The 12,290-nt window shown below is 40.1% G+C and carries 16 protein-coding genes; all 16 read left to right on the top strand.

The genetic code is table 11. The annotated features are described in order from the left end of the window. Window positions 1-15: 15 nt before the first annotated feature. Complete coding sequence (fabG, locus tag C7972_RS08655) at window positions 16-759, top strand: 3-oxoacyl-ACP reductase FabG (RefSeq protein ID WP_110355804.1); 744 nt, start codon at window positions 16-18, stop codon at window positions 757-759. Between the two features lie 16 nt (window positions 760-775). Further along, complete coding sequence (locus tag C7972_RS08650) at window positions 776-1,999, top strand: beta-ketoacyl synthase (RefSeq protein ID WP_110355803.1); 1,224 nt, start codon at window positions 776-778, stop codon at window positions 1,997-1,999. A gap of 2 nt (window positions 2,000-2,001) precedes the next feature. After that, window positions 2,002-2,244, top strand: coding sequence for a phosphopantetheine-binding protein (locus tag C7972_RS08645; protein WP_031442865.1), 243 nt, complete (start codon window positions 2,002-2,004; stop codon window positions 2,242-2,244). Window positions 2,245-2,261: 17 nt separating this feature from the next. Beyond that, window positions 2,262-3,143, top strand: coding sequence for a lipid A biosynthesis acyltransferase (locus C7972_RS08640; protein ID WP_110355802.1), 882 nt, complete (start codon window positions 2,262-2,264; stop codon window positions 3,141-3,143). Window positions 3,144-3,308: 165 nt separating this feature from the next. After that, on the top strand, window positions 3,309-4,235 hold the full coding sequence (locus tag C7972_RS08635; RefSeq protein ID WP_110355801.1) for a hypothetical protein: 927 nt from the start codon (window positions 3,309-3,311) through the stop codon (window positions 4,233-4,235). Further along, window positions 4,235-5,365 carry a beta-ketoacyl-ACP synthase III gene (locus C7972_RS08630; RefSeq protein ID WP_110355800.1) on the top strand — a complete coding sequence of 377 codons (1,131 nt, stop codon included), beginning with the start codon at window positions 4,235-4,237 and terminating at the stop codon, window positions 5,363-5,365. The genes C7972_RS08635 and C7972_RS08630 overlap by 1 nt, the downstream gene beginning before the upstream one ends. Beyond that, window positions 5,366-5,803, top strand: a complete 438-nt coding sequence (locus tag C7972_RS08625; protein ID WP_110355799.1) for a hypothetical protein — start codon at window positions 5,366-5,368, stop codon at window positions 5,801-5,803. Window positions 5,804-5,847: 44 nt separating this feature from the next. Then, entirely contained in the window at window positions 5,848-6,264 is a 417-nt protein-coding gene (locus C7972_RS08620; protein ID WP_258364800.1) for an ABC transporter permease, read from the top strand. 84 nt (window positions 6,265-6,348) lie between these two features. Continuing rightward, window positions 6,349-6,750 carry a hypothetical protein gene (locus C7972_RS08615; protein ID WP_110355797.1) on the top strand — a complete coding sequence of 134 codons (402 nt, stop codon included), beginning with the start codon at window positions 6,349-6,351 and terminating at the stop codon, window positions 6,748-6,750. A 3-nt stretch (window positions 6,751-6,753) separates the two neighbouring features. Further along, window positions 6,754-7,755, top strand: a complete 1,002-nt coding sequence (locus C7972_RS08610; protein ID WP_110355796.1) for a BtrH N-terminal domain-containing protein — start codon at window positions 6,754-6,756, stop codon at window positions 7,753-7,755. 8 nt (window positions 7,756-7,763) lie between these two features. Next, window positions 7,764-8,507 (top strand): ABC transporter ATP-binding protein, encoded by a 744-nt coding sequence (locus tag C7972_RS08605; RefSeq protein ID WP_110355795.1) that lies wholly within the window; start codon window positions 7,764-7,766, stop codon window positions 8,505-8,507. Continuing rightward, window positions 8,500-9,768: an ABC transporter permease gene (locus tag C7972_RS08600; protein ID WP_110355794.1), complete on the top strand. Its 1,269-nt coding sequence runs from the start codon at window positions 8,500-8,502 to the stop codon at window positions 9,766-9,768. Before C7972_RS08605 ends, C7972_RS08600 begins: the two co-directional genes overlap by 8 nt. Beyond that, a complete protein-coding gene (locus C7972_RS08595) occupies window positions 9,746-10,195 on the top strand; it encodes a thioesterase family protein (protein WP_110355793.1) in 450 nt (149 codons plus the stop codon). Before C7972_RS08600 ends, C7972_RS08595 begins: the two co-directional genes overlap by 23 nt. Next, complete coding sequence (locus tag C7972_RS08590) at window positions 10,188-11,336, top strand: beta-ketoacyl synthase (protein ID WP_110355792.1); 1,149 nt, start codon at window positions 10,188-10,190, stop codon at window positions 11,334-11,336. Before C7972_RS08595 ends, C7972_RS08590 begins: the two co-directional genes overlap by 8 nt. Next, on the top strand, window positions 11,333-11,956 hold the full coding sequence (locus C7972_RS08585) for a 3-oxoacyl-ACP synthase (protein WP_110355791.1): 624 nt from the start codon (window positions 11,333-11,335) through the stop codon (window positions 11,954-11,956). The genes C7972_RS08590 and C7972_RS08585 overlap by 4 nt, the downstream gene beginning before the upstream one ends. Then, complete coding sequence (locus tag C7972_RS08580) at window positions 11,953-12,210, top strand: phosphopantetheine-binding protein (protein ID WP_110355790.1); 258 nt, start codon at window positions 11,953-11,955, stop codon at window positions 12,208-12,210. Before C7972_RS08585 ends, C7972_RS08580 begins: the two co-directional genes overlap by 4 nt. Window positions 12,211-12,290 lie beyond the last annotated feature (80 nt).

The raw sequence follows: 12,290 nt of genomic DNA, 5'->3' as shown, positions 1-12,290 counted from the left end.
ACACTAACTAAATAAATGAGCGAAAAAAAGAAATTTGCACTGGTAACCGGAGGGTCAAGGGGAATCGGAAAAGCTATATGCCTGCAGTTGGCACTGGATACCGAGTATAAGATTCTAATTAATTATAAGGACAATGCTTCCGCAGCACAGGAAACCTTGGGTGAAATAGAGAAAATTGGTGGAAGTGCGGAGCTAATACAATTTAATGTCGGTGATACCAAGGATGTACAAAATAAATTGGACCAATGGCATGAAGCCAACAAGGACGCTATTATAGAGGTGATCGTAAACAATGCCGGAATTACAAAGGACGGCCTTTTCATGTGGATGAAACCAGAGGATTGGAACAATGTTATCAATACCAGTTTGAACGGTTTTTACAATGTCACCAATCATCTGATCCAAAAGTTATTGGTGCATAAATATGGCAGGATCATTAATATGGTTTCCGTATCCGGCCTAAAAGGAACACCGGGACAAGTCAATTATTCTGCCGCAAAAGGAGGCATAATAGCGGCCACAAAGGCCTTGGCGCAGGAAATAGCAAAAAGGAACATCACTGTTAATGCTGTGGCACCTGGTTTTATTAAGACTGATATGACCGGAGATCTTGACGAGAAAGAGCTTAAAAGAATGATTCCCATGAACCGCTTTGGGGACGCAGGGGAGGTTGCCCACCTAGTTTCCTTTTTGGCTTCCAAAAAGTCATCGTATATTACAGGCGAGGTCATTAATATTAACGGAGGAATATATTCTTAAAAAAACATTTGGAGAGATGAAGAGGGTCGTAATTACAGGTATGGGAATATACTCTTGTTTAGGAAAAAACTTGGCCGAAGTCAAGGAATCACTCTACAAGGGAACTTCTGGAATTGTATTTGACGAAAAACGGAGGGAATTTGGTTATCGCTCCTGCCTAACCGGCATGGTAGAAGAACCCGACCTTAAGGATCTACTTACCAGAAGGCAAAGGTTAAGCTTGGGAGAAGAAGGCGCTTACGCTTACATGGCCACATTGGAAGCTTTAAAAAACGCTGGTATATCGCAAGACTACCTGGACAATAATGAAGTTGGCGTACTTTACGGAAATGATAGCACTGCTAAATCCGTAATTGAATCCATAGACAAACTAAGGGAAAAAAAAGATACCACCCTGGTGGGTTCAGGTGCTATTTTCAAGGCCATGAACTCGTCCGTAACCATGAACCTTTCCACCATCTTCAAATTAACCGGAATCAACTTCACCGTGAGTGCTGCCTGTGCAAGTGGGTCGCATGCCATAGGAATTGCCTATCAATTAATTAAAAGTGGGCTTCAAGATTGCATCATTTGTGGCGGAACTCAAGAGATCAATGAATTGGCCATGGGAAGTTTCGATGGTCTTGGCGTATTTTCGGTCAACGATGAGGTACCTGGGAAAGCTTCCCGTCCATTTGACAAAAGTAGGGACGGACTGGTTCCCAGTGGCGGGGCTGCATCCCTTATAGTTGAAAGCTATGAATCCGCAAAAAAAAGAAAAGCTGTTATTTTAGGTGAAATTATTGGTTACGGGTTTTCATCCAATGGGGATCATATCTCCACACCAAACGTTGATGGCCCAACACTGGCTATGAAAAAAGCTATAGACCAAGCGCATATTAAACCCAGTGAAATAGATTATGTAAATGCCCATGCCACCTCCACACCTGTGGGCGATTCCAATGAAGCCAAGGCCATATTTGCAGTTTTTGGCGATAAGGGTCCCTACGTTAGTTCCACAAAATCCATGACCGGCCATGAATGTTGGATGGCGGGCGCCAGTGAGATAGTCTATTCCATGTTGATGATGGAGCATTCGTTTATTGCACCAAATATAAATCTAGAAAACCCCGACGAGGATGCCGCCAAATTAAATCTAGTAAGAAAAACACTGGATAAAAAAATTGATGTATTTTTGTCGAATTCTTTTGGATTTGGAGGTACGAATTCAGCATTGCTAATAAAAAAAGTGAACGAATAAAAATGAATAAAGAAGTAATTATTGATAAAATAAACAACTTTCTTATAGATGAATTTGAAGTTGATGCAGATGATATTTCGCCAATGGCCAATTTAAAGAAAACACTGGAATTGGACAGTTTGGATTTTGTTGATTTAGTAGTGGCCATCGAATCTAACTTTAGTGTTAAATTAGTAGGGGAAGATTTCATTAATGTAATTACACTACAAGACTTTTATGATCTTATAGAGAAGAAATTAAATTAAAATTTTAGTCGCAAATAATGTCTAATCAATGGAAAGGAAAGTCCAGAGGTTCTGTTTTAGGATATAAGATTTTTGTTTTTTCCATTAGAAGGCTTGGATTGGGATCGGCCTATTTCATTCTTTATTTTGTAGCGTTCTATTTTTGCTTTTTTACTCCCAAAAGCACTAAATCCAGTTATTATTACTTCCACAAAAGACTTGGGTACAGCCCCCTAAAAAGTATCGTATCCATTTATAAAAGCTACTACGTTTTTGGTCAGACCATTTTGGACAAAGTAGCTATTTCTTCGGGTCTGAGAAATAGGTTCACCTATCATTTCGACGGAATAGAACACCTTAACGAAACCTTGGCCAATAAAAAAGGCGGGATTTTGATCAGTGCCCATTTGGGCAACTTCGAAATAGCTGAATTCTTTTTGGACGAATTGGAAGGTAATGCCACTATTAATTTGCTTACCACAGATGCCGAGCATAAGGCAATAAAGGAATACCTTGATCGGTATATCAAGAAATCTGCCACCAAATTTATTATCCTTCGGGAAGATCTTTCCCATATCTTTGAAATGAATGCCGCCTTGGCAAAAAATGAAATAATTTGCATGACCGGAGATAGGTATGCAACAACGGCCAAGCTGCTGACGGCTCCAATATTAGGTGAAAAAGCACAATTTCCTTCCGGTCCTTTTTTAATGGGGTCCAGATTAAACGTACCTGTCCTCTTTGTGTATGTAATGAAGGAAACCAACAAACACTATCATCTTTACGCAAGAAAAGCAGATTTTAAGAAAAGGGATGCCGAAGGATTATTGGCCAATTATATCAAAAGCATGGAATGGATAATAGAACAATATCCGTTGCAATGGTTTAATTATTTTGATTTTTGGGGTACTAAAAACTAATTTCGGTTAGGATTACACTTAGATTTGGTAACATTATCCGAACTTGGTACACATCTCAAAATTAAAATTAAATTTGAACCGTATTAAAAATCTCCGTATGGGCCTTTTATGTATTTGTAAAATGGTATTCTTGGCGGTATTAAAATGAAGATTAATAGCTTACGCATGAAAGAAGTTCTTATAATTTATTACTCCCAATCCGGGCAGTTGTTGGATATTGTTCAGAATTTGGCATCTTCCATAGACGGAGAGAATGTTAACATTACCTATTATAGGATTGAACCCGAAAATGATTATAAATTTCCCTGGAAACAGGATGATTTCTATGATGCGTTTCCCGAATCCTTTTTACAAATACCCTGTAAACTAAAGCCTCCTAAAGAGGATATCCTTGAAAGGAAATATGATCTTGTAATTCTAGGTTACCAAGTTTGGTACTTAACACCTTCAATACCCATTAATTCTTTCCTGAAATCTGATGTGGCCAAGAAAATTCTGGACAATACACCGGTAGTTACAGTTATTGCCTGTAGAAACATGTGGTTAATGGCACAGGAAAAAATGAAACGCCTACTGCTTTCCTGTAATGCACACTTAGTGGGCAATATAGCTTTAGTGGACCGTCACATAAATCACATAAGTGTAATTACCATAGTGCATTGGATGTTGGGAGGAAAAAAAACCAAATACCTTGGCATCTTCCCCAAACCTGGGGTTTCCGATGAGGATATAAAGGCATCGGATAAATTTGGAACGCCCATCAGGAAGGCACTATTAGCCAATGAATACGGCAACCTACAGGATGATTTATTAAAATTGGATGCCGTTAAAGTTAAACCCTTGCTGATACAGACAGACATCAGAGGTAATGTTTTGTTTACAGAATGGGCCAACCTTATTATAAAGAAAGGCCCTACAGGTAATCCAAAACGAAAAAAATTACTGGTTTTGTTCAAATATTATTTGTTATTTGCAATTTGGGCTATAGCTCCAATAGTTTTTATTGTATTTTTGGCGACTTACATACCCCGTTACAATAAAATTAAAAGGGATAAAGCATACTATTCATCCGTTAGATTAAAGAACAATTAATGAAAGACGTTTATATTACCAGGATTGCCAAGTTCTTACCTAATGACCCTATTGACAATGAACAAATGGAGGAAAAATTGGGCATTATCAACGGTAAGAATTCCAAGGCCAGACGTATTGTCCTGCGAAACAATCAAATTAAGACCAGATATTACGCCATAGATGATAGTGGAAACATTACCCATAACAATGCCCAACTAACCAAGGAGGCCATTGAGCTGTTATGTGATGACACCTTTACGACCAAGGATATTGAACTACTTTCCTGTGGCACCAGTAGCCCGGACCAAATATTGCCATCGCACGCTTCTATGGTGCACGGCTTTTTAAAAAATGGAAATTTAGAGGTTAATTCCCCTTCCGGAGCCTGCTGCTCCGGGATGAATGCCCTAAAATATGGATTCTTGGCCATAAAGGCAGGACAGGTGTCCAATGCGGTATGCACTGGATCGGAAAGAACCTCGACTTGGATGAAATCCGATATTTTTGAAAATGAGGTGGAACACCTAAAAGAGTTGGAAGACAATCCAATATTGGCCTTCAATAAAGAATTTTTGCGCTGGATGCTTTCCGATGGCTCAGGAGCCGTATTACTGGAAAGCGAACCTAAGGGCATTGCTTTAAAAATTGAATGGATGGAGGGGTATTCCTATGCCTTTGAAATGGAGACATGTATGTATGCCGGTGCCGATAAATTGGAAAATGGCCATTTAAAACCTTGGAGCGAATATCCTGCCGAAGACTGGGCCAAAAAATCACTTTTCGCTATGAAACAAGACGTTAAACTCTTGGGTGAAAACATATTGGGAAAAGGAGTGGACAGTTTAAAGATGGCTATGAACAAGCACCAGATCACGACCGCCGATTTTGACTATTACTTACCGCATATCTCTTCCTATTATTTTAAAGAAAACTTGTACGAGGAATTAAAACGACAAGGAGTGGAAGTGCCTTGGGAAAAATGGTTTATGAATTTGAGCAAGGTTGGTAATGTTGGTGCCGCCTCAATATTTGTTATGCTGGAAGAATTGGTAGGTTCAGGACAATTAAAAAAGGGAGACAAGATATTGTTGCACGTACCGGAAAGTGCCAGATTTTCCTACTCCTATGCATACCTAACGGTCTGTTAAATGAATTTATTGAAACAAACAATAGCAGACAAAGGACTAATCGAAAATTTGATCCCACAAAAAGCGCCCTTTGTAATGGTGGATAAATTGATTCACTTTTCCGAAGAAAAGGTGATTACCGGTTTTACACCACCTCTGGGCAATTTGTTTGTAAACAATAATAAATTTATGGCTGCCGGACTAATAGAACATATGGCACAATCTGTGGCCCTTCATACAGGGTACCAATATTTCCTAAAAAACGAGCCTGCCCCAACAGGATATATCGGAGCCATTAAATTGGCCGAAATATTGGAGTTGCCAACCGTAGATCAGGAATTGGTAACCACCGTCACAATTCTACATGAGATCTTGGGTGTTACCCTAGTAAAAATCCAAGTAAGCTGCGGTGATAAAATTATCGCAAACAGTGAAATGAAAACAGTATTGGCAAACTAAACTAATTGAACACAGCGCATTCACATATAAAAATACATAATTTTTTGCCCCATAGAGCGCCAATGCTCATGGTCACAAAAATTATTGACCTCAACAAGGAAACGGTAACTACCGAATTTGAAGTGACCGAAGATTGTATCTTTGTAAAGGACGATAGGTTTAGTGAATCGGGCATAATAGAAAATGCGGCCCAATCCTGTTCCGCAATTGTAGGCCAGGATTTCTTTGCAGCAGATGATCTTGAGGGCGAAGGCAATAGTGTTATTGGCTTTATCAGCGGTATTAAAAAGGCAAACATTTTTTTATTGCCCAAGACAGGAGACACCTTAACTACCAAGGCCAATCTCGTATCCAATTACAATTCGGGAAATTTTAGCATATGCACTATGGAATGCAAAATATATACAGGAAAAGAATTAGTGGCAGATTGTATATTAAATTTTTTGATACAGGAAGTTTAGTTACCTCTGCGGATCGAATATGAAATTGTATTAATAACTTTATAGGCCAGCCACCTTGGCCTATAAATTATAACGACCTTAGGCATGAAAAAGAATGAAGTACCACAGGACAAAAGCAATCTAGAATCGGCCAATTTCAAAGAACTGTGCTATGCCGTTGATGAAAACGGGGAATACACCACAGAATTAAGTACGGGATGGAGCCCCAAGACCATTGCTCTAAACAATGCAATAGAAGTTTTAAACGAGCGTATTTCAGCCTCCAAACAAAGGGTTAAGGACCTTAAGGCAAGCCCCTTGGAATACTATATGGAACTCCACAAAATGGACCTCCCCATCCTGGCAAGCTACGTGGGGATTTGGAAGTGGAGGGTTAAAAGACATTTTCGACCGGCCGTATTTAAAAACCTAAATAACAAAACATTACAAAAATATGCAGATGTCTTCGATATTTCCATCGAAGAGCTGCAACGCACCGATCTCTAAACAATGGAAATAGATTTTAAACACAAGCAAGCTGCACACTGCGAGAACGGTGTAGTAGCCAACTTAATGACGTATAATGGGTTTACCGTAAGTGAGCCTATGGTTTTTGGAATAGGCTCAGGGCTCTTGTTTACCTATATCCCGTTTTTAAAAGTTAATTACGCACCTGTAGTATCCTATAGGGCAATGCCTGGAATTATCTTTACCCGATTCGCCACTCGGGTCGGAATTAAAATAAAACGTGAAAAATTTCGAAACCCCCAAACCGCCAAGGCTAGATTGGATGAAAACCTACAAAGAAATAATCCGGTAGGACTTCAGGTGGGCGTGTACAACCTTCCCTATTTTCCGGATGAATATCGCTTCCATTTTAACGCCCATAACATGGTGGTCTACGGGAAGAAGGATGGTACGTATTTAATTAGTGACCCCGTAATGGAAACCGTTACCTCACTTACTGAAAAAGAACTGGAAAAAGTAAGATTCGCCAAAGGTGCCTTTGCCCCTAAAGGACATATTTATTACCCTACATCCTTCCCGAAAAAATTACAGCTCGAAAAAGCCATTGTTAAGGGAATAAAGCACACCTGTAGGGATATGTTGGCCCCCGTCCCGGTAGTTGGGGTAAAGGGAATACGGAAAATAGCAAAGCTTATACGTAAGTGGCCAAAGGCCAAAGGCGTTAAAGTTGCCAATCATTATTTGGGGCAAATTGTGCGCATGCAAGAGGAAATTGGCACTGGAGGCGGTGGGTTCCGCTATATCTATGCCGCATTTTTACAAGAAGCGGGAAAATTATTGACCAACGACCAACTTTTGGAGCTTTCCAAAGAAATGACCTTGATCGGCGACCAATGGCGCGATTTTGCAGTAGAGGCATCGCGTATATATAAAAACAGGAGCAACTCCGTAGCCGTAGACCAATACGATCATGTTGCCTCCCTTCTGGAAGATATAGCCAACAAAGAGGAAGTTTTTTTTAAAAAACTAAAAAAGGCAATATAAACCAACCCATGATCCAGATATCCCATCTCTCCAAAAAATATAAAAATAACACCGATTTTTCAGTGTTGGATCTCGATCTTAAAATAGACGAGGGGGAAATTTTTGGACTTTTAGGGCCCAATGGGGCTGGAAAAACAACACTTATCTCAATACTAAGCTCCCTCATTAAGCCTACCTCCGGCAGTTTTTCCATCAACGGACTAACCTTTCAAAAGAATGCCAACCAACTTAAACAACTAATTGGAATAGTACCGCAGGAGTATGCCCTTTACCCAACCCTAACGGCCTATGAAAATTTGTATTACCTGGGGAGTATGTACGGTCTAAAAGGGAAGCCGCTAAAAGAAAAGATCCATTATCATTTGGATATTTTGGGATTGAAAATGTTTTCCAACAAAAAATTGGACACTTTTTCTGGCGGTATGAAGCGGCGCGTCAATTTAATTGCCAGCGTACTGCACAACCCCAAAGTTTTGTTCCTGGACGAACCCACCGTTGGTGTGGACGTACAATCCAAAAATGTAATTATAGAAAATCTAAAGAAATTGAACACTCAGGGTACCACCATCATCTATACCTCCCATCATTTGAACGAAGCCGAACAGTTTTGCACAAAAGTGGCCATTATTGATCATGGTAGTATCATCATTGAAGGGACTCCTAAGAATCTAATTTCCCAATACCCGGAATCGCACAATCTAGAAGACGTCTTCTTAACCTTGACCGGAAAAGCCCTGAGAGATCATGCATAAACTTTGGGCCTCCACATATAAGGAATTACTGCTCCTGTCCAGGGATCTGGGCGGGTTGGCCATCTTATTTGTAATGCCCCTGGTTTTGGTGGTCACCATAACCCTAATACAGGATAGCACTTTTAGGTCTATCAATGACAATAAAATCCCCATCCTTTGGGTAGATTATGACAAGGGTGAGGTTTCCAAAAATATTTACGAGGGGCTGGCCGAATCCAAATCCTTTAATATTATCGGGAAAGAATCGGATAAGGAAGCCAGAGAACTAGTTTTCAAAGGCAAATATCAATTGGCCATTGTAATACCTGCCAACCTTAGTTCGGAACTGGAAAAAAAGGTGAACTTAAATGTAGAGGGGTTGCTGTCCAAATTCGGCTTGGAAGATGAAACACCACAGTCCCATAAAACGGATTTGGAAAAAAAAGAAGTCATACTTTACTTCGACCCAGCAACACAAATGGCCTTTAAAAACTCTATAAAGAATGGAATAGACAAGATGATCTTTAAAATAGAGACCCAAACTATTTACAAGGCATTCCAATCCCAAATAACAGATGATGAAAAGGAAGCGATATTTGACACGGAAAGCTTTATCACCTTTAAAGAAATTACCCCTAGTATTGGCAAAAATGAAATAATTCCCAATTCGGTACAGCACAATGTGCCCGCCTGGACCTTATTTGCCATTTTTTTCATCATTGTCCCCTTGTCCATTAATATGGTCAAGGAAAAAAGTCAGGGCACTTTTGTTCGGCTTAGGACCAATCCTGTCTCCTATCTAACGGTATTGGGAGGAAAAACGGTGATATACCTTGCCGTATGTCTCATACAATTTGGACTAATGTTAGGAATAGGAGTTTATCTATTCCCCTTCTTGGGCCTCCCAAGCCTTGACGTCTCGGGAAAAATACCACTATTGTTCCTCGTAGCTTTATTTGCGGGCCTAGCGGCCATTGGCCTTGGACTGCTATTGGGAACCGTGGCTAGGACCCAGGAACAGTCTGCCCCCTTCGGAGCTACTTTTGTGGTTATATTGGCCGCATTGGGTGGTGTTTGGGTGCCTGTCTTTATAATGCCCAAGTTTATGCAGACGCTTTCAAATTTATCACCAATGAATTGGGGCCTAAATGCTTTTTATGATGTTTTTTTAAGGGATGTGGGCATTATGGACCTTGTACCTGAACTAACCCTATTATTTTTATTTTTTGTAATAACCACCGCTATTTCCATAGTGTATAATGAAAGAAAAAATGCCGTCTAAGAACAAATCAGAGATTAGCTTTACCAGTAAAATCAGGGTTCGCTTTGCCGAAACAGACCCTTTGGGCATTGTGTGGCACGGAAATTACATCCAATATTTTGAGGATGGCAGGGAAGCCTTTGGCAGACATCATGGTATTGCCTATCTAGATCACAAGGCGGCCGGCTACACCACCCCTATCGTCAAATCGTCCTGTGAACACAAACTTCCGTTGCGCTATGGCGATGTTGCCACTATTAAAACAATTTTTGTAGATTCACCTGCGGCCAAAATGGTATTTAAATACGAAATTTATGACCCACAAAACAAACTGGTATGCACCGGGGAAACCACACAGGTTTTTGTGGAAGACGAAGGAGGTTTATCCCTGACCATGCCAACATTTTTCTTGGAATGGAAACAAAAAGTTGGATTATTAAATGAATAAGATCTATCTCTCATATAACAATATTGTCTCTTCCTTAGGTTTTGATAGTCCTACGGTGGTGCACAATATTCATGAGGGCTTATCCGGGGTAACATTGATTGAAGATGAAAACCTATTTCCTTCCCCGTTTTATGCCTCGGTTTTGGATACCGATAAGCTAGGAATGGCCTTTGAAAAATTGCAACCGAATGGCGATTATACCCGCTTGGAGAAAATGATGATCCTATCACTCACCAAGATTATCAAAGCGTCGGGTGTAGCATTAACGGATAGGGTTGGGTTGATCCTCTCTACAACCAAAGGAAATATAGACACCCTGGACCCTAGGAACCCAATGCCTTCTGAGAGGGCCTATCTGGGAACCTTAGGGCATATTATTAAAAACTATTTTGGATTTACCACAGAACCTATTGTACTTTCCAATGCCTGTGTTTCCGGAATATTGGCCATTTCTATTGCTAAGAGATTTATTTCCCAGGGTACTTTCGATAAAGTCTTTATTGTTGGAGGGGATATTGTTTCCAATTTTATTCTTTCAGGCTTCAATTCCTTCCAAGCAATGAGTCCCTTACCCTGCAAGCCCTACTGCAAACAAAGATCGGGTATTAATATTGGGGAGGTGGCCGCCAGTGTATTGGTAAGCAAGGATCAAAAAAAATTAGTACCCGAGGCCGTGGAAATATTGGGCGAAGCCTCCTGTAACGACGCCAATCATATTTCCGGCCCATCAAGAACAGGGGAAGGTCTTTATCGCAGTATACTTTCCGCCTTCAAGGAAGCCAAGGTAGGTTCTCGGGATATAGATTATATTTCGGCCCATGGCACTGCAACCAATTTCAATGATGAAATGGAGGCAATAGCCCTGAACAGACTAGGTCTGGACACTGTTCCGTTGAACAGCCTCAAAGGTTATTTTGGACATACCCTTGGGGGATCGGGACTTTTGGAAACCATTGTTGGCATGCATTCCCTTTATCACAATACCTTATATGCCTCCAAGGGATTTACCGAGTTGGGGGTATCCCAGCCCCTCAATATAATTACAGCAACTACCTCTAAGGATTTAAATTGCTTCTTAAAAACAGCTTCCGGTTTTGGGGGTTGTAATACAGCTGCCGTGTTTAAAAAGGTTGAATCATGAAGGCCCAAAATCTTAAAATAAAGGATTATTGTAGAATCTCCAACAATAAGGTACTGTTGAATGATAAGTTGCTCTTTGAAGACCCAACGAGCGATTTCACCACTTTTATAAAACTGGCCTACAAAAAGATGGATACCAATTATCCCAAGTTTTTTAAAATGGACGACCTCAGCAAACTTGGGTTTCTGGCCACCGATATTTTACTTAAACCAATGACCCAAGATCCCGAAATGCCCAAGAATATTGCCTTGGTATTTTCAAATAGTGCTTCAAGCCTGCAAACCGATAGAAAGCACCAGAAGTCCATTACAGACAAAGAAAACTACTTCCCGAGTCCCGCTATTTTCGTCTACACCTTGCCCAATATTTGTCTTGGAGAGATAAGTATTAAACATAGGCTGCATTCTGAAAATAGTTTTTTTATCTTTAACCACTTTAATGCAGATTATCTACACGCCTATGCAAGCAGTTTAATCAAAACGGAAAAAGCGGACGAAGTGTTGTGTGGTTGGATAAACTGTGACGCAGAGGACTATGAAGCATTTTTATACCTTGTTTCTGCAGAAGGAAGCATTGCACACAAAAAAGAAGAAATAATAAAATTGTACACAACCAAATGAGCGATTTAAAACAAGAACTTAAGGAAAAAATTATTACCCAATTAAACTTGGAGGATATTGCAATTGAAGAAATTGCAGATAACGATCCCTTGTTTGGTGACGGTCTTGGACTGGACTCCATTGATGCGCTGGAACTGATAGTAATGTTGGACAAGGATTATGGAATAAAACTTACCGACCCAAAAGAGGGAAAAAAAATATTTGAATCCATTGAAATCATGGCAAATTATATAGCCGCACATCGCACAAAATAATTCAGTTACACCCAAAAGTACTATACCAAGGTGTTTATTCACTTCATGATGTAATAGGTTACATCCAAGGAAATGCATAC

Origin of the sequence: Arenibacter sp. ARW7G5Y1 (assembly GCF_003201775.1) — a bacterium.
GTDB lineage: Bacteria > Bacteroidota > Bacteroidia > Flavobacteriales > Flavobacteriaceae > Arenibacter.
Note: the sequence above shows the minus strand (reverse complement) of the source record. Positions and strands in the feature narration are given on the sequence as shown.